The organism is Glaciimonas sp. CA11.2, from assembly GCF_034314045.1.
Lineage (GTDB): Bacteria > Pseudomonadota > Gammaproteobacteria > Burkholderiales > Burkholderiaceae_D > Glaciimonas.
This window is the reverse complement of the sequence record NZ_JAVIWL010000001.1, coordinates 1681710-1704866: the sequence shown is the minus strand read 5'-3', so window position 1 is coordinate 1704866 and position 23157 is coordinate 1681710. Positions and strand designations below refer to the sequence as shown.

General features: G+C 51.4%; 16 protein-coding genes. 10 read left to right on the top strand and 6 right to left on the bottom strand.

The window, feature by feature from the left end; all coding sequences use genetic code 11:
* Window positions 1-5: 5 nt before the first annotated feature.
* A complete protein-coding gene (locus RGU75_RS07310; protein WP_322234471.1) occupies window positions 6-491 on the top strand; it encodes an asparaginase domain-containing protein in 486 nt (161 codons plus the stop codon).
* 147 nt (window positions 492-638) lie between these two features.
* On the opposite strand, the gene RGU75_RS07305 is transcribed toward RGU75_RS07310, so the two are convergent.
* The 5 genes from RGU75_RS07305 to RGU75_RS07285 all read right to left on the bottom strand — a co-directional run bounded on the left by RGU75_RS07305 (window position 639) and on the right by RGU75_RS07285 (window position 7329).
* Window positions 639-1706 (bottom strand): porin, encoded by a 1068-nt coding sequence (locus tag RGU75_RS07305; protein ID WP_322234469.1) that lies wholly within the window; start codon window positions 1704-1706, stop codon window positions 639-641.
* Window positions 1707-1855: 149 nt separating this feature from the next.
* Window positions 1856-2932 (bottom strand): ABC transporter ATP-binding protein, encoded by a 1077-nt coding sequence (locus tag RGU75_RS07300; protein ID WP_322234467.1) that lies wholly within the window; start codon window positions 2930-2932, stop codon window positions 1856-1858.
* Window positions 2933-2956: 24 nt separating this feature from the next.
* Window positions 2957-4771 carry an iron ABC transporter permease gene (locus RGU75_RS07295; protein WP_322234464.1) on the bottom strand — a complete coding sequence of 605 codons (1815 nt, stop codon included), beginning with the start codon at window positions 4769-4771 and terminating at the stop codon, window positions 2957-2959.
* Between the two features lie 299 nt (window positions 4772-5070).
* Complete coding sequence (locus RGU75_RS07290) at window positions 5071-6174, bottom strand: ABC transporter substrate-binding protein (protein WP_322234461.1); 1104 nt, start codon at window positions 6172-6174, stop codon at window positions 5071-5073.
* A gap of 129 nt (window positions 6175-6303) precedes the next feature.
* A complete protein-coding gene (locus RGU75_RS07285) occupies window positions 6304-7329 on the bottom strand; it encodes a Bug family tripartite tricarboxylate transporter substrate binding protein (RefSeq protein ID WP_322234459.1) in 1026 nt (341 codons plus the stop codon).
* Window positions 7330-7665: 336 nt separating this feature from the next.
* Between RGU75_RS07285 and RGU75_RS07280 the strand changes: the two genes are divergently transcribed.
* From RGU75_RS07280 to RGU75_RS07240, 9 genes are all read left to right on the top strand, one after another.
* Entirely contained in the window at window positions 7666-8346 is a 681-nt protein-coding gene (locus RGU75_RS07280; protein WP_322234457.1) for a response regulator, read from the top strand.
* Complete coding sequence (locus RGU75_RS07275) at window positions 8346-9848, top strand: sensor histidine kinase (protein WP_322234455.1); 1503 nt, start codon at window positions 8346-8348, stop codon at window positions 9846-9848. The genes RGU75_RS07280 and RGU75_RS07275 overlap by 1 nt, the downstream gene beginning before the upstream one ends.
* Window positions 9849-10341: 493 nt before the next feature.
* Window positions 10342-12123 (top strand): ShlB/FhaC/HecB family hemolysin secretion/activation protein, encoded by a 1782-nt coding sequence (locus RGU75_RS07270; protein WP_322234452.1) that lies wholly within the window; start codon window positions 10342-10344, stop codon window positions 12121-12123.
* Window positions 12124-12197: 74 nt separating this feature from the next.
* Window positions 12198-21212, top strand: a complete 9015-nt coding sequence (locus RGU75_RS07265; protein WP_322234449.1) for a hemagglutinin repeat-containing protein — start codon at window positions 12198-12200, stop codon at window positions 21210-21212.
* Window positions 21213-21236: 24 nt separating this feature from the next.
* Window positions 21237-21473, top strand: coding sequence for a hypothetical protein (locus tag RGU75_RS07260; RefSeq protein WP_322234446.1), 237 nt, complete (start codon window positions 21237-21239; stop codon window positions 21471-21473).
* Window positions 21470-21736 (top strand): hypothetical protein, encoded by a 267-nt coding sequence (locus tag RGU75_RS07255; protein WP_322234443.1) that lies wholly within the window; start codon window positions 21470-21472, stop codon window positions 21734-21736. The genes RGU75_RS07260 and RGU75_RS07255 overlap by 4 nt, the downstream gene beginning before the upstream one ends.
* A gap of 29 nt (window positions 21737-21765) precedes the next feature.
* On the top strand, window positions 21766-22053 hold the full coding sequence (locus RGU75_RS07250) for a hypothetical protein (RefSeq protein ID WP_322234440.1): 288 nt from the start codon (window positions 21766-21768) through the stop codon (window positions 22051-22053).
* A 141-nt stretch (window positions 22054-22194) separates the two neighbouring features.
* Entirely contained in the window at window positions 22195-22488 is a 294-nt protein-coding gene (locus tag RGU75_RS07245) for a hypothetical protein (protein ID WP_322234438.1), read from the top strand.
* 24 nt (window positions 22489-22512) lie between these two features.
* Window positions 22513-22758, top strand: coding sequence for a hypothetical protein (locus RGU75_RS07240; protein ID WP_322234435.1), 246 nt, complete (start codon window positions 22513-22515; stop codon window positions 22756-22758).
* A 179-nt stretch (window positions 22759-22937) separates the two neighbouring features.
* Here the strand turns inward: RGU75_RS07240 and RGU75_RS07235 are convergent, their stop codons facing one another.
* Window positions 22938-23066, bottom strand: coding sequence for a hypothetical protein (locus tag RGU75_RS07235; RefSeq protein ID WP_322234433.1), 129 nt, complete (start codon window positions 23064-23066; stop codon window positions 22938-22940).
* Window positions 23067-23157 lie beyond the last annotated feature (91 nt).

Below are 23157 nucleotides of genomic sequence, written 5' to 3'. Positions count from 1 at the left end.
CGCGTATGGCACTCCGCATCATCGCCACCGGCGGCACATTTGATAAGCACTATGACGAAATCGCTGGCAAGCTGACTTTTGCCGCCAGCCATTTACCGCAAGTGATTGCACGCGCGCGCATCACTGCAGACCTAGAACTGGAAGAATTGCCATTGCTGGATTCGCTCGACATGCAAGACATTGACCGCCGCCGGGTGCTGGCGTCATGCACGCACGCGGTGGAAGAGGCAATCGTCATCATTCACGGCACCGACACCATGCAGGATACCGCCGCGGTGTTGGGTGCTGCCAATCTCGCCAAAGCAATCGTGGTCACGGGTGCCATGATTCCGTACGAGATTGCCAATTCGGATGCGCTGTTTAATCTGGGATTTGCCTGTGGCGTCGCACAATTTTTGCCGCATGGCGTCTACGTGGCGATGAACGGCAAAGTATTTGGCTGGGATAAGGTTCAGAAAAATCGCATTGCTGGCGTTTTTGAATCGATTTAAGCGGTATTTCGCTCCGCCAATCGTCAATTGGTAAAGCCCGATCAACCTACAACCGGGCTTCCATCAGATACTATAGAGTCAGATTCAAACACTTTCAAAAACATTAACCGTGTTTTCCAGCGGAAGAATTATCTGTTTGATTGGTTTTTAGAAGCGATGTTGAATACCGCCAATCACGCCGGTCTGACTATTACTAAATCCAGCATCGTCGCGAGACACCCCAACCAGTTGGTTGTTTTTGGCTTTGGCGTAAGCGGCGCTAAGGTACAAGTCCGTACGCTTTGACAAGGCATACTTGGCGCGTGCAGAGTACATAATCGGGTCGGCATCTTTGCCGCTCGCGACATTTTTAATATTTTGATAGTAGATTTGACCAATCAGGGTCCACACCGGCGTCACGCGGTAGCTGGCGCCGCCCCAAAACATGTCGCTACGCAAATCCGCACCGTTGTTGGCCAGTGTTTTTTTGTAATTGCGATAGCCGAGGTTCATTTTCCAGTCGTCGTTCAATTGATATAATCCAGCTAGATGAATGCTGGTGGCTTTGTCGTAATCGTTCCGTAATGCCGGAACGGCAGCACCGTTCGAGCGATCATAAGCCGCTGCCAGACTGATCGGGCCAACGACATAACCCACGCCAAGTGCGTATTTAGCGCTATCGCTATTATTGCCAGCGACTTCGCCGAATCCATACGTTGCGCCGAGTTTGACGCCACCAAAAGTACCTTGGTATTTAATGATATTGGCCGCGTTGGTAATCATCCCATCTTTGCGACCACCGGTTGCATTGCCGGACGTAACCCAGGAATATTGGCCCGAGTAACCCATCAAATCGAACGGCAGAATAAAGTCGTACGTCGTCGTGTATGAACGACCGGCAATAATCCGACCAAAGGCGCCTTCCAGACCGACGTTTGCCTGACGACCGAACAATGTACCTGGGCTATCAAATTCGCCGGTGTCGACTTTGAAACCACTTTCCAATTGGAATATGGCTTTCAAACCGCCGCCTAAATCTTCAGCACCTCTAAATCCAAGGCGCGACGTGTTCATGGCACCCGAGCTTAGACGGACGACGCCATCTTTTTTTGCATTGGCGTTGTTGGTGTATTCCACACCAGTATCGATCAGTCCGTACACGGTAACGCTGCTTTGCGCATAAGCGGTCAGCGCACAGGTATTGAGTACAACTGCGGCGAATAAACTTCTTTTCATTTCGTCTTCCTCTAGTGATTTGCTTAAATTTCTTGCCATCTACAGCGGCAATGATGGGACAACGGTGGGACTACAAAAAAGCTTCATAACATCTAAGGAACCGACAAAATGTCATTTCATTAGCGGCCCTGATTAACAGCGCTCAGTCATTAAAATGCCCACAGCGCCTCTTGCGGCAACTGCAACCAGTACTCGCCCGGATCAAGTCGGTGGTTGGCGTAAGCACGCAGTCCTACGGTGTCTACGGCGTCACCATTCTTAAACAGACATTCCCAGCGATCACCCAGATACATGCACGTGGATAAAGGTAGTTTGATGGCGTTTTCGACTGGTTCGCTGGAGATGCGCACCTGCTCAAGGCGAATGATCCCGATTGCCTCTTTGCCGTTGTTGCTACCACGTGCAGTGGCTTTTACCGTGCCGCCCTCCACTTCCAGCAGCGCCAGATCACCGTCACGCTGCAGCACTTTTGCCGGCAATTGATTATTGCTACCCATGAATTCGGCGACGAAAAGTGTATCCGGGGTCTGATACATACTTTGAGGCGTACCTTGCTGTTCGATCTTGCCGTTATTGAGTAACAGGATGCGATCCGAGATCGCCATCGCTTCGGCCTGATCATGCGTGACCATCAGCGCAGACAGGCCGAGTCGCACGATTAGCTCGCGCAAAAATGCACGCGCCTCTTCGCGCAGCTTGGCATCCAGATTCGATAGTGGTTCGTCGAGCAAAATAACTGGCGGGTTGTAAACCAGAGCGCGCGCAATCGCTACCCGCTGTTGCTGACCACCGGAAAGTTGATGCGGAAAGCGTTCGCCAAGATGACCCAGACCCAGTTGCGTTAAGGTGTTGTTAACCCGCTCGGCAATGTCGGTTTTACCCATTTTTCGTAACTGCAAACCGTAAGCGACATTGTTAAATACGGTTTTGTGCGGCCACAATGCATACGACTGAAATACCAGACCGAGATTACGTTCTTCGGCAGGTATTTCCAGCTTGCCGTTGCCATTAAAAACGGTACGTTCACCGATTTGAATCGTGCCGGATTTTGGTGATTCGAGTCCCGCGACAGCACGCAGCAATGTTGTTTTTCCGCTGCCGGATGGGCCCAACAACGCAACGACTTCGCCGCGTTGTAATTCCATCGAAACACCTTTTAAAATCTGATTGGCACTGGCTCCGGTGCCGTAGTCCAGATAGAGATTGTTGACACTTAATTCGCTCATGATACGTTTCCTGAATAAGATGGTTTAATCGTGCAACTTGACGCCGAAGCGCAGCGCGATACCGAGGCCGATAGCCACTAAAAATATATTGATGAAAGAAAGCGTCGCCACCAGATCGACCGAACCCGAAGCCCATAAAGAGACAATCAATGCACCGATCACTTCAGTACCCGGCGACAGCAGATAGACGGCAGTGGAATACTCGCGCTCAAAAATCAGAAACACCATCAGCCATGCGCCGAGCAAGCCGTAACGTACCAGCGGCAGTGTGATATGACGGGTGACCTGACCGCGTCGTGCGCCGACTGCACGTGCGGCTTCTTCCAGCTCCGGTCCTACTTGCAATAGCGCTGTGGTGATCAGGCGCATGCCGTAAGCCAGCCATACAACCGAATACGCAAGCCATACTGAAAAGATCGTCGAGCGTAGTTCACGCATGACCGGAATCACGCTATCTACCATCCAGTGCGCAAAGAAGTTATCGTGACCCTTGAACACATCATTGAGCGCCGAAGGCACGAACAGGAACACCCACAAAAATGCCAGACCAGCCAACAATCCCGGCACGGCGCGTGGGACCAGTACGCTGTAATCGAGAAAGCGTGTAATGCCGTCCGGCTTGCGATGCATTGCCAATGCAATGCAGCAATAACAGGCCACCGTGATACCGCCGCCAATGACGCCGATCAATACAGTATTAAGAATTCCGCGCATCAACGATGGCTGCTCAAAGACATCGATGAAATGTTGCACAGTAAATGCGTCTACCAGCGAAACGCCGTAACCCCAATGCGACACAAATGCACGTAAGGCAATACCCGAAAGAGGTATCACGATGGTGAAAATGATCCACATCGCGATGAGTGCAAACGCAGGCCATTTCCACTTTCCAAGTGGCAGCGCCTTCTGGCGTGCGCCCTTCCCTTTTATAGAGACATATTTGTTGGCCGAACGCAGCAACCAACGCTGCATCATCACTAATGGAAACGTAACCGCAACCAGACACACGGCGACTGCCGCCATCAAATGATAAGACGGCGTTCCGAGCTTGTTGGTGAGTTTGTATAAATACGTTGGCAATACCAGATGACCTTCAGGATCGCCCAATACCAGTACCAATCCGAATACTTCAAAGCCCAGGAAAAATACCAAAACACCGGCATACGCCAGCGCTGGCGTGATCATCGGAAGAGACACATTCAGCGCAACCTGAAGCGGCGAGGCACCAGCGACGCGGGCTGCTTCTTCGACATCTGCACCCAAGCTTTTGAGTGCTGCGGACGCATACAGATAAACATGCGGCACATGGGTCAGGCCAGCGATGATAACAATGCTGGGAAACGCATACACATTCCACGGATCGCCTTCAAATCCAACCAGACTCAACAGGTTTTTGACCCAGACGGTATAAAAGCCAACCGGCCCCATCGATACGACATAACCGAAACCGATCACCATCGGCGAGACAAAAATAGGAACAAGCAACAACGGTGCGATCCAGCTACGACCGGGAAGGTCAGTACGGATCATCAAAAACGCCAACATGCCGCCCAATGGCACCGCAATCAACGCAAGACCGGCGGCAAGCATCATGCCATTAGCAAATGCCTGCCGAAAATCCGGATCGTCAAATATAAAGCGATACGGCTCCAGACTTAATTCTTTTATCGGCGCAAAAAAGGGTGCTGACAAGAAGCTTTGATAAAAGATCAGTGACAGCGGGACAAACACGGCCAGCGCGGTCAGTGTCACCACCAGCCCGCGCGGCCAGTTCAGGCGAAAAAGCCACGCTGCCCACGTGCGGCGCGCTAGCGAATGTGAAGCAGAAAGAGTGTGCATAGTGTGTACAGTCCAGATCAGAATGCAGATAAAAAATGAGTGCCAAAAAAGCGTGATCCCCGTGCGAACGGCGTGTGAAATCAGCGCAAATACCAACCGCTCTTCAGAATTTAGACGTGAAGTGACCTTCCGTCCTGCGCCTGGTAAGGGACACGACAGTTGGTCGACTTTCAGAAATCAGTTAGATAGAGTCAGTTAGAGAAAAGTAAAAGTTGGCAAAGGCGCGAGATACCGACCGTTAGCGCAGTTTGCTATTAAATAGTTTGAACAAAATGCTGCGAACAGTCACATTCCAGAGATTACTTTTTACCCGCCGCCGCTTTCCATTGCTTCAGAAAAGCTAGACGTTTGGTTTGATCCAGATATTGCAACAGCGCTGGACTAACAGGAATCGGTTTGAGTGCCGTGCCAAGTTGCTTGGTCAACTCTGACATTGTTGAGGGACCGGTTACGTCGCTACGAATCGCAAATAACTGTGCTTCATTGGCGACGATAGTTTGTCCTCGTTTCGACAATAGATAATCGAGCCACAATTTAGCCGCATTGCTATTTTTCGCCGATTTGTTGATAAACGCCACGCGTGACATCACCAGGTTATAGTCGGTGGTGAACGCCACCCCTAACGAAGGGTCTTTCTTTGCACGGCTGAGCGCGTATGAACCCAACATGTTGTAGCCGATCAGATTTTCACCCGATGAAATCCGTTCCAGCATCGTGCCGGTAGAAGACTGAACCCGCACCGCAACATCGCCAAGTGCCGTAGCAAGTTCCCAGAATTTTGGATTATCTTGTGCGTCTTGGGTAATGAAAGAGAAACCAACGCCCGATTTTTCGATGTCGTAAGTGGTGACTTTATTACGATATTTATCCGCTTTGGTGGTCAGCAGTTTTGTGAATGCCGCGTGTGAAGTAGGAACTTCATCGGCCGGTACCAGACGCTTGTTATAGACGATCGCGATTGGCTCGTAAGTTGTGCCGTACGCCGTGTCTTTATAGTTCGCCCAAGCTGGAATCGCACCCACTTCCGGCGATTTATACACAGCACCGTAACCTTCGGACACTAGTTTGACTTGCAGATCCATTGAGGATGACCACAGCAGATCCGCGGTCGTGCCGCCCGCAGCGGCCTCGGAGATAAAGCGGTTGTAGACTTCGGTCGAATTCATATCGTTGTATTCGACTTTAATACCTGGATAAAGGGCACTGAAATCCTTGATCAGCGGTTCGGCTGCTTTTGAATCAGTGGCGCTATAAATCACCACCTTGCCTTCTTTTTTTGCCGCTTCAATGATCTTGTTATAGTCCGCAGGATATCCAGCGGGCGTCTGCGCCAATACGCTTCCGGTGGCGGCTAGCGAGATTGCTGTGACCAACAAGGTCAACGATTTTTTTGGTGTAAGCATAGGTGTTATCTCCTGATTATTGGTTGTGTAGGCATGGGTGTACCGAGCGAGCATTGTTGCTATTGCAAAAACGATATTTTCTGAATAACTATCAGCCGACGAACTATTGTCCGACGAACTATCAACTGACTACCGCATCAACCCCAGCGCGGTTGCCTGTTGTCCGTATTGATCTACCGTTTTTTTGACATAGTCGGCGAGTGCTTTTCCGGTCAGGGAAAACGGATAAAGTCCGCTCTCAGCGCGCAAACGATTGAATTCAGGCGCCGCCATCATCTGGTCGAAAGCGGTGACCCAGTGCTGATAATCAGCATCGGATATGTGCGGGCCCATATAGACCCCGCGAATGATGGGCCAACTCACATTAATGCCTTGTTCCCGCGCTGTTGGTACGTTCGCCAATGCGCCGGGCAAGCGGTTGTCGGACAGTATCGCTAGAATGCGAATCTCGCTATCCCGCGCGTGCAGCGTCGCTTCTGACGCATCGCCAGATACCACCTGAACATGACCGGCGCGCAATGCGGTAAATGATTCACCACCGCCTTCGAGCGCGACAAAACGTAAGGTTTTCGGATCAATTTGACGTTGTCTGGCGAGTAAGGATACCTTCAGCCAATCTTGACTACCGACCGTGCCAGAAGCACCAATGGTGACCTTGGATGGGGTGTCTTTTAAGGCTTTCATCAGATCGCCCAAATTCTTATAAGGCGAATCACTACGCACGGCAATCATGCCATAATCGGCACCGACTGCCGCCACCCAGCGCACGTGGTCGGGGCTGGCGCGTCCATATTTTCCCTGTGCCAGATTGATCAGCGAACCACCAGAAAATATCACCAGCGTTTGCGCCTCGGCGCTGCGTTGCGTCACGATTGCGTTCCACGCTACTGCACCGATTCCGCCAGGTATATAACTGATACGTAGAGGAATATCGTTTTTCTGATTTTTATAATGAATAGAAGGAAGCAGCAAGCCCTTTTGGATAAGCTTGCACGATAGATCCATGCCACCGCCTGGTTTGGCCGGCACCAGACATTGCGTACCGCTTGGCAGTTTTGTTGACACAATGGTATTGGCAGACACGCCAAAAGCGGTCGATAGCAAGCAGACCGCACTGGCGTATGCCAAAGTTGTTCGAAAGTTCATTGTCTCCACCCACAATCTAGTGTTGTCATCGCATCTCTGTCGCTATTACACCTTCTGGGTGTAAATACAACCGACCTTATTTAAACTTCAAGGACGATTAGGGCAGAAATGGAACAAGGGGTTTTTATAATTAATTGCATCATAGCCGGTCGAATCTTTCAGTTTCCTTTCAGCGCTGGATCGAATCAAAAATGTTGTATTTTTATGCGCCTCTCTGCGCAATACAATATCGGTTAATACTGATGCGCGCTTTTTTTAACTTTTTTCATAGCTAATAACTGCGTTTTGCCAAACTGACCATTCTATGTAAATATTGGCGACTCATTCAAACGGCTTCTGACGATTATGCGTATTCTATTAATTGAAGATCACGTGGAATTATCGCGTTGGCTCTCAAAGGCGTTGCGAGATGCGCATTGGACGATCGAATGCGCGATGAACGGTGCCGACGCGGATTCTCTCTTGCATACACAGCAATACGCGCTGGTAATTTTAGATTTGACCTTACCAAAGATGGATGGACTAGAAGTCCTGAAGCGTCTGCGTGCCCGCGGCAGCAAAGTTCCGGTCTTGATTCTGACCGCGCGCGGCGATGTACAGGATCGTGTGCAAGGTCTGAATCTGGGCGCGGATGACTATCTGGCCAAGCCCTTTGAGCTGGCAGAACTTGAGGCGCGGGTAAAGGCCTTGGTGCGGCGTGCGCAAGGTAACGAAGGTTTGATTTATAGCTGTGGCGCGTTACAGTTTGATACCGTCTCGCGCATGTTCACTTATGGAGAATCGCTTTTAGCATTGACCCCGCGCGAACATGCGGTGCTGGAGGTATTGATGACGCGTGCTGGTCGCGTGGTGTCGAAAGAAAAGCTTTTTGATGAGGTTTTTTCACTCGCTGATGATGCCAATCCGGATGCGATTGAAATTTATATTCATCGACTACGCAAGAAGTTGGCAAGCGATCAAACCGGTCAGGTCGCCATTACCACTTTGCGCGGTTTGGGATATTTGCTGGAGGCGCAAGCAGAATAATGCGTCCGCCAATATTTTCTGCAGCATCCGCTGAAAAAGCGTCGAATAAAGCCTCCCAAAAATCGCTTGGGACCTTGCGTAGTCAATTATTACGCTGGCTTCTTATCCCGTTGTTATTGCTGGTAGCGCTAGACGCTGTCTCGGTGTATCGCAATGCGCTGGATGTGGCTGATCTGGCGTATGACCGGGCTTTGCTGGCCTCGACGCGAGCGTTGGCCGAACGCGTGTCGATCGTTGATGGCAAGGTCGTGGTTGACGTGCCATACGTTGCGCTGGATAGTTTTGAGACCGACACGCTGGGACGGATTTATTACAAAGTGACCGGGACGAAAGGTGAATTTATTTCCGGCTACGAAGATTTGCCAGCGCTTCCACCAAACATCCCGCGTTCAGAAATTTATCCTGCGCTGGTGCGTTTTTATCACGCGATCTACCGTGGCGAACCGGTGCGCATAGCCGCACTTTACCAGCCAGTGTATGACGATTCGATGCGTGGTATCGCCCTCATTCAGGTAGGAGAAACGATGGATGCGCGGAGTGCGCTGACACGACAAATTTTGTTTGGTACTTTGTGGCGGCAGGGCTTGTTGGTGACCGTCACTGCGTTGTTAGTATGGTTCGCGGTCAGAATAGTGCTGCGTCCATTAATGCAATTGAAGACAGCCGTTGAAGGCCGAACGCCGACCGATCTGACTGATTTCGATGCAAGTCAGGTACATACGGAAGTCCGGCCGCTGGTCGCTGCGATGAATGGCTATATGGGACGTCTACAGACCTTGATTACCGGTCAGCGCCGTTTTATTGCCGATGCCTCGCATCAGTTGCGTACTCCGCTTACCGTATTAAAAACGCAGGCAGAATTGGCGTTGCGAGAACTTGAACGAAATCCACAGGACCCCCAATCGATACGTGATATTCGTGAGATCGTCCACAGCATGGCATCGACTACTGATGCAACGGTACATCTGGCGAATCGACTACTGACTTTGGCGCGCGCGGAGCATGGTGTTGCCGAAGGTGGGATGGTACCGCTGTCGCTCACCGCCGCAGTGCGTCAGGTCGGTGTAGAACTGGCACCGCAAGCGGTCAAGAAGCAACTCGATTTATCATTTGATGCTGAAGAAGATGTGTCAATCAACGGCAATCCTCTGATGCTGCATGAGTTGATCACGAATTTGGTAGATAACGCCATTCGTTATACGCCACCGAATGGAAAAATTATTTTGCGCGTGCGACGTGACGATCAAACTCAGCACGGATTATTTGAAATCGAGGACAGTGGCAGCGGCATTCCTGAAGCGGACCGCGAGCGTGTTTTTGCAGCCTTTTACCGCGCACCTTCAGCCCAACAATTGAACCCAAGCGGGGCTGGATTGGGATTGTCGATCGTGCGTGATATCGCTGCGGCGCATCATGCGTCGATTCTGCTTTCAGCGCCATCAAAAAAAAGCGGCTTAAAAGTGTGCATCACTTTTCCGTTACGTCTTGCGGCAATTGATTAGGCTTATTGCCGGATACAATTTCTGAAAATTTATGTGCGTTTTTTTGCAGCTGATTATGAACTCTGCTACGAAAATATTTACGAAACAATGTCAAAAATAGTTTATCAAGCAACGTTCTAAGTATCTGATTAAGTTTTTTTTCAAACAAAAAACCTTCATCATTGCCTTTAAATTCTCTCCTGTTTTGCTATCACACCTAAGTTTTTTTCTAAAAAAATATGCACTTTGAAGCCTAATATTTTAGGTCTTTTACTTATTGGTTATATCAACCTTCAATGGCTATAATTTCGACCGACCGGTTTCAAGGTTCTTAAGAATAGTCATATTGTTGCATTGATAATTTATGACTAATAGCGTCGGAAGACAAAAAAGCGCACTCAATCGGTCCTCTATTCAGCTCCAAGAACATATGACGTCCGATTAAACGACATCCCGTTTGTGCGAAGTCTCGTCTACACCGTATTAGCTCTAGTAAAGGCTCTCCAAGCAATTCATGAAAAAAAGTATTTGTCTCAAGCAAAGTGATGTGCGGTTAAGCATAGTTAAATACAGTATCGGTTTATTTTTATTATTCACAGGCACTTTTTCCGACGCCAATAGTCAGGCTATCCAAACTCCCGCCAGCGAAGAGCAACGTCGGCGCAGCCAGCTTGAGGCCGCTGAGCGCGTGCGCCAATTGCAAGCACCCAATGTGGTGTTGCCAACAGCTGTCGCCACTGGATCTTTAGCAGATATTCATTCGCTGACGCTACCTGACGAGTCACCTTGTTTTCAGATGAATCAATTTGAATTAGTCGTGCCATTGCAGCTATCACCTGCCGCCCACGTAGCCGGTGCAAGTCAGCTGGCTTTCGATCCTTTTCGTTTCGCACAAAACTACCTGAATCAATACAGTGGCCAATGTATCGGTCAACAAGGGTTGAATGTCATTGTGCAGCGCCTGACCAACCTTATTATGCAAAATGGTTACAGCACCACGCGGATTGGCATTCCTGAACAGGATTTATCAGCAGGAACACTCACACTGACCTTGGTACCTGGCGTGATTCACGCCATCCGTTATACAGATTCGGGTTTGCATGGCACACCACGTAATGCGTTTCCAACCGGTGCGGGTCAATTGCTTAATCTGCGTGATCTCGAACAGGGTTTAGAACAACTTAAGCGTGTGCCGAATCAGGATGTCGATATGCAGATCGTACCGGCCGATGCACTTGGCGAGAGCGATGTGATGTTAGACGTCAAACGCACTAAACCCTATACCTTGAGCGCAAATTTTGATGACGGTGGCGCAAAAGGCACTGGGCAATATCAAGGTGGCTTTAATCTGGGATTGAATAATGTACTGGGTGTCTCTGACATTCTCAATCTGGGTATTAGTACCGACGCTGATCGTCAAGGCGACAATCATGGTACGGGCGGCCACAGTTTGTATTACGCAGTGCCGATGGGATATTGGAATTATGCACTTTCTGCCAGTGACTATTCCTATCACCAAAAGATTGCTGGTAATAACGAAGACCATATCTCTAGTGGCAAATCAAAGAATCTCGAATTCAAAGTCACACAACAATTCCAGCGCGATCCATCGCAAAAAAATAGCTGGCAGTTCAAAGTCGGTAAGCGATGGAGCACTACCGCAATCGATGATGTCGACATTGGCGTTCAAAAGCGCAATACCGCGTTTGTGGAACTCGGTTGGGTGCATACCCATTACATCGGCAATGCCCAGCTTGATGTCACCTTAGCTAATCGGTGGGGCACATCTGCTTTTGGTGGCATGGGCAATCCAGAAGGCCGTTCATCCGATTACCCCACGTTTATGTACACGATGCAAACCGTCGATGTAACCTTGGTTGCGCCATTTCAAATGGCGTCGCAACCTCTGACCTACATCGCCACCTTCCGTGGGCAAAACACCCGTTCTCCGCTCTATACAACAGATCAGTTTTCTATCGGTGGCCGATACACCGTGCGCGGATTCGATGGTGAATTAACCCTGACCGGCGAGCGAGGATTTTACCTGCGCAATGAACTCAGTCTACCGATTGCCAATACGGCCCAGTCGGTCTATGTGGCGGTCGACTTCGGCAAGGTTTATGGACCATCGGTCCAGTATTTAGTCGGTGACACCCTGGCTGGCGCAACTGTGGGCGTGCGTGGCGGCTACAAAGGTTTTACCTATGACTTGTTTTCGGGATGGTCTTTGTACAAACCTGCGCAATTTAAAACGGCTACACCATCCATTGGCTTTAACGTGACATATCAATATTAAAAAACGGGTCCTTCCTGTTTTTTTCCACTCATCATTTACAGATCAGACCAGATTTGTTGCATTGGAGTTGTCCCATGAATAAAAACGCCTATCGCACGCTGTTTAGCCACGCCTCCGGCACGTTCATAGCCGTGGCCGAGAACACGCGTAACCGCGGTAAAGGCGCAACCGGTGGCAATACACCGGCAAATGACTCCTTCCCGCTGATGCGTTTTGCACTTTTGAGCGTGTTGGTGGCGGCGGCCTTTGGGCAGGTGACGACGGTGCACGCACAAATGATTGCCTATAAGAATGGTGGCCCTGCGCCCATCATCGATCGCGCTGGCAATGGCGTACCGGTCGTGCAGATTGTGCAGCCGAATGGGTCCGGTCTGAGCCACAATCGCTACACCGATTTTAACGTTGATCGCAACGGCGTGATATTGAACAATAGTCCGACATCGGTCAATACCACACTCTCAGGATACATTCAGGGTAACGCCCAGATCAACACGAGTGCCAACGTTATTTTGAATGAAACGATGGGTGTAGCGCCGAGTCATCTCAATGGCTACATTGAGGTCGCCGGTCAACGCGCCGACGTCATTATCGCCAATCCGAACGGTTTATCCGTGAATGGCTTCGGCGTAATCAACGGTGGCAATGTCACCCTCACGACCGGTGTGGCGCAGTTCGGCGGTGACGGCAGCCTGGCCGCTTATCGCGTCACACGCGGCCAGATCGCAGTCGATGGTGACGGTATTAACGCCCTACAAAACGACAGCCTCTCGCTGATTTCACGCTCAGTGGCGTTCAATGCGCAATTACAAGCCCGGAATCTGGGGTTCGTCACCGGTGCCAATAGTGTCACGCCTGATATGACGGGTATTGAGGTCATACAAGGTGACGGCGAGCAACCGACCGTCGCCATCGATTCCTCTGCGCTTGGTGGCTTATATGCGCAAAAGATTAAATTGGTGGGTACGGAAGCGGGCGTCGGCGTAAGAACGTATGGCGACATGGCTTCTTCCGGCGACTTCGTATTGGATGCGGCTGGCAAAGTATCGCTCAACGGTAAAACCCATGCTGGTGGCCAGATGACGATACGCAGCAACGACGATATCGACAACACCGGCACTCTTTACGCACAGCGCGCCAGCATCAACAGCACGGGGCAAGTCGTCAACAGCGGCACAATGGCATCGCAATCCGACCTCAGTGTTGTAGCTAACAGCATCAACTCGACCGGCATTTTAGCTGCCGGTATCGATGCGAACGGACAGGCTACGCAAGCCGGAAATCTGGTACTGAATGCCAACGGGCAATTAACCGCGACAGGTCAGAATACTGCTGGCAATAATGTCACGATGACGGGCGCTAGTGTGAACCTCACTGGCGCACACACCAGCGCGAATGGTGCGACGACATTGACGGCAACGAATGGTGATATCCTCCATGCTGGCGGAAATATTCAGGCGGCAGGCGGCACGGTATTGCAGGCGACTGGCACGGTAGTCAATGACCATGGCGTCATTAACACTTCTTCGTTTAACAGCACTTCCGGTGCGTTCTCCAATATTTCTGGGAGTGTCACGCAGTCCGGTACAAGCGATACCAACATCATTACCAGCGGCATAACGAATAACACTTCTGGCGTCATCGCCACTAATGCCAATAATAGCAATCTGCAATCAGCTAGTTTTATGAACGATGCCGGTGTTGTTACCCAAGCTGGCGGCGGTGCATTAACCATTAACTCTGGCGCAATTAGCAACGTCAATGGCCGCATCGCCACCAATGGCGCGTTACTGCTTACTGGCACTAGCTTGAACAATTCTCGCGGATCGCTGATCGCCAATCGTGATGCAATGCTCAAGCTTTCAGGTGACCTGCGCAATACGCAAGGCACCCTACAAGCGGCCAACGCCTTAACAGCCAGCGCCGCCACTATCGACAACACCGCTGGCCGCATCACCTCGCTCGACGCCAGCGGACTATCTTTAGACGCAAGCGGCGTATTGCGCAATATCGCGGGCACGACAGCCGATGGCGCACAAGGTGGCGTCATCGGCGGCAATGGCGATGTCGCGCTTACCGCTGCAAATGCGATCAATAGTGGCAGTATCACCGCTGGAAACAACCTCTCAGCGCACATCGGCAATCAACTCAATAACGATGGTGGACGGTTAGCGGCCGCCAATACGTTAGCGCTACAAGCAGCATTGCTCAATAATGCACAAGGTACATTGGACGCGGCGAAGATCAATGCGACCATCGCGCAACTCAATAATAACAACGGTAAAATCAACGCCGATCAGCTCACGCTTCACGCCACCAATCTCTCGAATCAAGGCGGTCATATCGCCCAGTTTGGCAAAGACGCCAGCATTATCGACGTCACCGACACACTCGATAATGCCAACGGTGGTGTGATACAAACCAACAGCACCGATCTGACTCTCACGCCACGGCAGTTGAACAACAACGGTGGCACTATATCTTTAGCCGGACAGGGCGCACTCACCATTGACGTTGGCGAGAGTGCTTTACAAAATGCGGGCGGCACCATCGGTTCCAATGGTGCGACGCAGGTGCATGCCGGTAGCGTCCATAATGCCGGAGGCAGTGTATTCGGTGCAGGGGCAACCACGATTACCGCGCGCAACGGCGATATCGATAATTCCAACAGCGGTTATCTCGGTGGAGACAGTCTTGCGTTACAGGCGTTCGCACAATTCAACAACGTCAGCGGCAAAGCCGAAGCCATGAAGAATGGGTTCACGGTGCATGCCAACAGCCTCAATAATGCGGGCGGGACCATTCAAAATCTCGGTACTTCGGCATTAACTATAGCCCTGCAACAAGGTTTGAATAACAGCGCTGCCGATGGCGTCGGCGGCTTCATCGGTAGTGCCGGTAGCGCCGCTATTCATGCAGCGGATATCGGCAATGCTGACGGCACGATCTACACCAAAGATGACTTGTTATTGAACGCGGATAATGTGCTGAACAACAATGCTGGTGTCATTCAAAGCGACAATGCACTTGTTGCCCATGCCGGACAGGCAATCCTCAATCAGAATGGTCGCATTGAAGCGAACGGTGCGGGTGCAACACTCACTCTTTCTGGTGCAAGCATAGATAATTCGGCCGGACGTATCGCCAACAGCGGTTCGGGGGCAACCACCATCAACAGCGCTGGCAACATTGCCAACGATGCCGGGACCATCAGCGGAAACGGTAATGTGACACTTGCCGCAAATTACCTGACCAATACGCAAGGTCACGTCATCTCAGCTAATGATCTAACACTCGCCATTGCCAACAGTATCAACAATGCGCAAGGCAGTCTGTATGCAGCACGCCATCTCAAGGCTAATCACGCCAATGCAACCTTCAACAACAACGCCGGTAAAGTCAGTGCGGGTGGCGATATCGCCTTGACGCTCGCCAGCCTGGATAATACCAATGGGCAAATCGGTAACACCGCTGGTGATGGTGGCAACATTGCGCTCTCCACCAGCGGCAACGTGACCAATGCAGCGGGCAATATCGGCAGCGACAACAATACCACCATCAACGCCAACACCATCATCGGAGAGGGCAAAGTAATCGCCGGTCAGGATGCGACCATCAATCTGCAAGGGGATTACACCAATACTGTCGGCAATACGTTCACGGCCAATCGTGATCTGCATGTCTCCACCACCGGCACACTTACTAACGCAGGCAATCTCGAAGCCGTGCGTCATCTCGGTTTGTCAGCCGCCAACGTCACCAACCAGTACGGTGCATTGATCAATGCGGGCAATGGCAATACCGTCATAAGAGCGAGTAACGCGGTCTATAACCTCGGTCGTATCTATGGTGATGACGTCGCCATCGGTGCGCAAACGATGACCAATGATGGCATCTTAAATAGCGATGGGTCGACTTATCAAGCCGGTGTCATCGCTGCACGCAACGATCTCACGATTGGCGCGCACACCATCCTCAACCGCGAACACGCCACCCTCCAAAGCTTGAATAATATGGTGCTGGGTGGCGCGTTGGATGTGGAGAACAAAGCAATAGGGAATGCAGCATCGATCATCAATGCTTCCGCCACTATCGATGCAGGAAATGACTTAACGTTCCAAACAGCCACGCTCACCAACCAGAACAACCATTTCACCACTCATCTGGTGATCGATCCCGCACAGACCAGGCGTGTCACGCAATACCGCGCTTACGGTTCCGACATCTGGTACAACGCCGATCAGATCACGTGGAGCGACAGTGGCGATGGCGGCATCGTCTTGGTATTGCCGGACGGCAACCGCTTTGAAAAGTTCTACAAACAGGACTATACCCAGATTGTTCAAAAAACCACCGTCACGTCCAGCGATCCCGGTAACATCACCGCCGGTCGCCACATGACCTTATCGGGCGATGTCACCAATGACAAAAGCACCATCATTGCTGGCGGCACGTTAGGCGGTCAGGTCGGCAACATCACCAACCTCGGCGCGCCCGGCGAAATCACGACCACCAACCAGATGACCGCCGGTCACAATTACTATCACTGGGTAGACGGACACCCGCATCAGAATCATTACATCTACGATAACAACGGCGAGGCCTACGATGTCAATTTACCTTCACAGCAGTTTACGTTACCGGTCTGGACGGTACTGGATTTAACCAAGCCAAACCAGGGCGACAATGGCGCCGTTGGCACTGGCGTCGACAACAACACGGTGCCCGCAGGGGACAACAGCACCATCGGTGGCAATCAAGGCGGGCATGACTTAGTCGGTGACGGTCAAACGGTAGGCGCAGCCGATGGTGCTGCGGGCGGCAACACCGGCACATCCGGCACGCCCCAAACAGTCGGCAAACCAGGCGTGCCCGTACCGAATATCAGCATCGGCAATAACCAACTGTTCCCTATCGTCCAAAACCCCCACTCGCCCTTCCTGGTTGAGACCGATCCCAAGTTCACCAATTACAAAAACTTCATCTCCAGCGATTACCTGCTAGGACGTCTCGGTATCGATCCGATGACCACCCAAAAACGGCTGGGTGATGGCTTCTATGAACAAAAGTTGATCAATGATCAAATCACGGAGCTTACAGGCAAACGCTTTTTGGGAACCTTCGCCACCAACGAAGAACAATACCAAGCCTTGATGGGCAGCGGCGTCGCCAGTGCCGAGCAATTCCAATTGACGCCGGGTATTGCCTTAACCGCGGCCCAAATGGCCGCGCTCACCACCGATATCGTCTGGCTTGTCTCGCAAAATGTGGCATTGCCCGATGGCAGCACGCAAAGCGTCCTGGTTCCCGTGGTGTATCTGGCAAGAGTGGACGCCAGCGATGTCAGTCCTACCGGCGCCGTCATGAGCGGTCGCAATATCGACCTCAGCATCAACGGCACGCTCGATAACGGCGGCACGTTGCAGGCATCCAACAACACCTTAATCCACGCCACCGACATTCACAACACCGGCACGCTACGCAGCGATGCCAAGACCGGCACGACCATGTTAGTCGCCGACAACGACCTCATCAACAACGGCGGCAGCATTGCTGGCAACCGCGTCGGCATCCTGGCGGGGCGCGATGTGTCCATGGAAAGCATCACCTCCAGCGCCAGCAGCAAAAATGGCGTCAACGTCGGCATCAGCAAAGTTGCCAGCGTCAGCGCTGATCAACTCAGTATTCAAAGTGGGCGCGATATCAACTTAAAAGTTACGGCGATCACCACCACTGGCGACGCCGCCATGATTGCGGGTCGGGATATCAATCTGAGCACCGTCACCACGCAAGCCACGTCGAATGTCACGTATGGTGACCAAAACCATCTCAACGAAAGTCAGACCCAAGTCCACGGCACACAGATAAACGCTGGCGGCAACCTCACCCTTGCCGCGGGACAAGATATCAACGCCCAGGCGTCCACCCTGCACGCTGACGCGGCATTGACTGCCGCAGCAGGACGCGATGTCAACATCGTCGCCGCCGCACAAACCACCACCAAGGATCAGGAGATCTACACCAGCAGCAGCGGCTTCATGTCCTCCAGCAGTTCGCACATGCAAGATCAACAGCGTACTACCCAAGTCGTTGGCAGCAGTGTGACCGGTGACAGCATCGCCATCGTGGCGGGGCGTGACGCCACGCTCCAAGGCAGCCAGATCATTGCGCAACACGACGTCACGCTCAATGCCGGGCGGGACCTGAACATTGTCACGGCGCAAGAAACCAGTCAAACGCGCTACGCTGTCGCAGAAAAGAAATCCGGCTTCTCTGCCAATCTCCTCGAAGGCGTCAGCTATGGCAACAGCGCCCAGGATCAACAACAAAACGGGACCAGTACGCAGCAGATTGGCAGCAGCATCAGCGGTGCCAACGTCAACATGGTCAGTGGCCGTGACACCACGATTGCCGCCAGTGCGATCACCGCCGATCAGGATGTCGGCATTTACGCCGGACGCAACGTCAATGTCCTCGCCGCTGCCAACACCGACACCTCGGCCACAGCCAGCCACAACAGCGGCACCAGTTTCGGCATTCAGGGTGGACTCAATGGGCGTTTTACCAATTTCAGCAACACCAGCGCCGCCCAAACCGGCTCGGGAAACGCCACCACCCAGAGCACCAGTCTGATTTCTGCCAACGCTGGCAATTTGAATCTGCAAGCAGGATTAGACAATCACTACAAGGGAACAGGGCAAGGCAACGTCATCACCCAAGGGGCCGAATTGCTGGCTAAGAACAATATCACCCTCGCCGGTAACGCCGTTGATCTGCAAGCCGTGCACAACGCCACCGCCAGTAAAACCCATGCGGAAACTCACAGCGTCACCCTGGGCAGCAGTTTAACGGGCAACATCGGCGGCGCCATCACCCGCATCGGCGATCAAGTCACCGAAGCGCAACATACCGACAATGATCGATTAAAAGGCGCGCTGGCACTCAAATCGGGGTACGACGCCTACAAACTCGTCAGCGGCGGTCAGATCAGCTCCACCACTGCCGAATCGCTCAAACCGAATCCGCAGAACAAAAGCGGCGGCGGCTTCGGTGTCAGCGTCAGCCTCGGCACCAGTCAAAGCAAACAGGACAGCAGCAACAGCGCCACGCAAGCACGCGGCACCACCCTACAAGCCAACAACATTGCCATCACCGCCCGGGAAGGCGACATCACCATGGAAGGCGCCAAACTGCAAGCGCAGAACATTGCGCTCGATGCCGCCAAAAATATCAATTTACTCGCCGCCAAAAACACCGCCACTCTACAATCATCGAATAGCGGCAGCAACGCCGGCATTGGTGCGACCTTGGGTTCCAACGGCGAACAAACCGGCCTCAGTTTCCAGCTCGGCGCATCCCTGTCCAAAGGCCACGCCAACGGCAGCGAAACCACCTATGACAACACCCAAATCACGGCGACCGATCACTTAACGATGAAGAGCGGCGGCGACACCAACCTGATCGGCGCACAACTTGCGGCCGATAAAGTCAAAGCCACCATCGGCGGCAATCTCAACATCGTCACCCTGCAAGACCAGAACAACTACGACAGCAAACAGGAAAACGGCGGCTTCAGCGTCAGCCTCTGCATTCCACCGATTTGTGCCGGCGTGTCCACCGGCAGTGTCAACTACGCCAAACAGACCGTTGAACACAACTATCACAGTGCGGTCGGGCAAAGCGGAATCGCCGCTGGCAGCGGTGGCTTTGACATCAACGTCAAAGGCAATACTGATCTACAGGGCGGTGCAATCACCAGCACCGCAGAAACTGATAAAAACACACTGCACACAGCCAGCCTGACCAGCCGCGATCTGATCAACCAGCAACACACCGCCTCCGATAGCCTCAGTGCAGGCTTCTCCAGCGGCGGCCTGATGAGTAATATTGCAGCCAACGTCCTCGGCAACCTCAACGGTGGCGCAGGCATGCCGAAAGACAACGATGAAACCAGCCAGACGAAGAGTGTCATCAGCCCCGCCACGGTAACGATCACCGGCACGGGTGATGCAGAGACCGACGCGCAGAGTCAGGCAAATGCCGACACCCTCACCGAGCGCGACGCCAGCACCGCCAATGCAACCCTCGCCAATACACTCACCCTGCAACAGGCGCAAGAACTGCAAGCACAACAAAAGAAGGCGCAAGAGAATCAACGCGCCGCCGACCTCGCTGGCGCGGCGTTAAATGGCATGGTCGGCGACATCGCAAAGAGTTTCAAATTTGCAGAAGGCTCCCCACAAAAGATCGCCATGCACGGCATCGTGGGATTAATCCAGGCCAAGCTCGGCGACACCAGTATCGCGGGTGGCATGATCGCAGGCATGGTGGTGGAAAAGATGTCACCGATCATCAGTGACTATCTGCTGAACAATGGTTATGACACCAGTACCGAAGCAGGATTGCAGGCTTATAACGATATGATGGGACTGGGAGCGACCTTGATCGGTGCTGCTTCTGGGGCATTGGCGGGAGGTGGTAAGGAGAGTGCTGGCGCTGGCGGCATGATTGGGAAGAATGCCGATACTAACAACCGCTCCCTGCATCCTGATGAAAAAACACTTGCCAAGCGACTGGCCGCGAACAGCGATGGAAAATACACGGTTGAGCAAGTTGAAGAGCAAATGCGGGGCATGTCGATGACAAAAGATGGTCAGACGGAAGGAGCTAGTCCAGATACGATCATTGGTACAAATCTGGGCGACGGCACATGGATGAGAGTTGGAACAACCGCAGAGGGAGAACCCATCTTTACGCAACAAATTGCACCGGACGATGCGGCATTACGTGCCTATATTGTAGGCAATACCAATAATAATGTTGTACCGAGTTTGATCACGTATGCTGGCAATAGTGAATACACAGCGCCAGTGACGAGAAATATACTGCCAATCCCTACAGCACATTGCGGCGCAGCTGCCGCCGATTGTGCTGCTGGAATTGCGCCTCCGAGAACGCAGGCGGAGCGGGATGCACAACGTAATCAAGGTGCAGATTTAGCCAGCGATATATCTACACAGGCTGGCCGATTTGCAGCAGCGGCAACAGCCTATGGGACTTTTCTGGCATCGCAACCGAATGCGGCAGCATAGGGTGCAGCGGCCATTCAGTTTGGGATGGCGTGGACGGCGACTATTGCTGGATTTGGGGCGGCGGCGTTTGAACAGGTATTGAGGCCGAACGTGGGACAAGTATTTATTGACGGAATAACTGGCGCAATTGGTCTTGCTACGGATAAATTATCGGGCGGACGTCTAACCTCTCCTATTACAAATGAATTTTTAGAGAATATAAAAAATAATCGGTTTTCAGAGCAATCCAAGGACTGGATAAATGGAGATAACAAGGAATGAGAAAATTTTTATTTTATGTAATACGTAACGGTAACCTGACGGGTATAGCAGTATCTATCCTTCTATTGATTGGATTTTTTATAATAACAGCCTCTTTATGCTTATTAAAGAATCAAAACATTCGTATTATTGGAGCTTCTGTAGGATTAGCGATCATGGCGATGGGAGGATATGGTAGTCGGGCAAAAACACTTGGTTTAAAACCATTTGACAACAGCTATAAAAAAGCGAAAGACAGTTACGAAAAAGAGGATGCAAAATGATCTAATTTTTTATAGCGAATAACCGGCAGTTGCATCCTGATGAAAAAACACTTGCCAAGCGACTGGCCGCGAACAGCGATGGAAAATACACGGTTGAGCAAGTTGAAGATGCCATGCGTTCGGCAAACAACAAGGCATTGGGAGAAGGCGTCGATGCAGGCGCAATTGTCGATGTGAATGGCGATACGGGGACGGTCTACGATGATGGTGCGAAATGGTCGGTGGTGGAAAGATGGCAAGCAACAATTAGTACAGCAGATTCCTTCCAATATTTCTCGGGATTTGATGACATACATTGCACAAAATTCCGGTGGTAATTAGGGGTGGTCTCCGACAGAAAATATGGCGTTTAACATGAACAATTCGTCGGGGATATTTAATCCATTGCAAAGGCACATTGTGTCGGAGCGCAATGTTCGGTGGTGAGGGTAAATCCTCCGCTGCCGACCAGAGATCAGATGGCAGATGTTGCGGGATTCTTTGCTACGCAAGCAGGACGATTTGGGGCTGCTGCCGCTGGTGTTATACCTGGGCCGCATACTCTAGTTGCTGAAAGTGCCGCACTTATGGCAACCTTGCTAGGATTGAGAGCCGGTGGAATGGAGCAATTGTTAAAGCCGAACCCTAGGAATTATTTATCCGTTAGTGGAATTGATATTGGTAATTTCTTCTTGTCAGAAAGGTTTCCTCTTTTTGCACCTGTTATTAATGAAACAGCAGAGGCAACTAAAAACTCCCCACAAATGCAATAACTAAATCGAAGTCAATCATACAAAATGAACATATTTATAAAAGACGGAAATTTTACTCCCCTCATTCGAGGAGTTCTTTGTGTGGCGGGTGTCGCCCTTATTTTTATAGGTCTTGCATTTGATCCGACATCGATAGTGTCTTGTATTGGACTTGTAATTGGAGCTATGGGTGGTATTTCGAGCCGTTCTGCAATGTTAAAAATTAAGCCCTTTGATAACAACTATAAAAAAGTAAAAAATAGCTATAAAGAAGATGACACACAAAAATAGTCGCTAATAACCGGCAGTTGCATCCTGATGAAAAAACGCTTGCCAAGCAACTAGCCGCGAACAGTAATGGAAAATATACTGTCGATTTATACGCTTTTATGCACTCCTTAACAAAGGGGCTGCTAACCCTTTCAATTTTTGTAGATCGCAGGCCGGTTTAATAATTCCTTGACGGTAGATTAACCCATCACCGTCGGACACGCCACGTCCCTTAATGTCAAATCACTAGAGCCGATTCCCAAAACAGAAGCTGCAGCGGCTTCGGTGTCAGCGTCAGCGTCAATCGCGATACCAGTTAAAGCAAACATCACCGCGGCGTCTCCGGGCTGCACAAAAATTCAATATTTTTTCTAGAAAAATATGCGGTTTTAAGCATAATTTTTTAGGTCTTTTACCTAT

Bases quoted from the DNA above. Each gene is read 5' to 3' on its own strand.
- RGU75_RS07275 (WP_322234455.1), top strand. From the start codon at position 8,346: ATGCGTCCGCCAATATTTTCTGCAGCATCCGCTGAAAAAGCGTCGAAT.
- RGU75_RS07290 (WP_322234461.1), bottom strand. From the start codon at position 6,174: ATGCTTACACCAAAAAAATCGTTGACCTTGTTGGTCACAGCAATCTCG.
- RGU75_RS07260 (WP_322234446.1), top strand. From the start codon at position 21,237: ATGGCGTGGACGGCGACTATTGCTGGATTTGGGGCGGCGGCGTTTGAA.
- RGU75_RS07280 (WP_322234457.1), top strand. From the start codon at position 7,666: ATGCGTATTCTATTAATTGAAGATCACGTGGAATTATCGCGTTGGCTC.
- RGU75_RS07295 (WP_322234464.1), bottom strand. From the start codon at position 4,771: ATGCACACTCTTTCTGCTTCACATTCGCTAGCGCGCCGCACGTGGGCA.
- RGU75_RS07300 (WP_322234467.1), bottom strand. From the start codon at position 2,932: ATGAGCGAATTAAGTGTCAACAATCTCTATCTGGACTACGGCACCGGA.
- RGU75_RS07245 (WP_322234438.1), top strand. From the start codon at position 22,195: ATGGCAGATGTTGCGGGATTCTTTGCTACGCAAGCAGGACGATTTGGG.
- RGU75_RS07235 (WP_322234433.1), bottom strand. From the start codon at position 23,066: ATGTTTGCTTTAACTGGTATCGCGATTGACGCTGACGCTGACACCGAA.
- RGU75_RS07255 (WP_322234443.1), top strand. From the start codon at position 21,470: ATGAGAAAATTTTTATTTTATGTAATACGTAACGGTAACCTGACGGGT.
- RGU75_RS07310 (WP_322234471.1), top strand. From the start codon at position 6: ATGGCACTCCGCATCATCGCCACCGGCGGCACATTTGATAAGCACTAT.
- RGU75_RS07305 (WP_322234469.1), bottom strand. From the start codon at position 1,706: ATGAAAAGAAGTTTATTCGCCGCAGTTGTACTCAATACCTGTGCGCTG.
- RGU75_RS07270 (WP_322234452.1), top strand. From the start codon at position 10,342: ATGAAAAAAAGTATTTGTCTCAAGCAAAGTGATGTGCGGTTAAGCATA.
- RGU75_RS07240 (WP_322234435.1), top strand. From the start codon at position 22,513: ATGAACATATTTATAAAAGACGGAAATTTTACTCCCCTCATTCGAGGA.
- RGU75_RS07265 (WP_322234449.1), top strand. From the start codon at position 12,198: ATGAATAAAAACGCCTATCGCACGCTGTTTAGCCACGCCTCCGGCACG.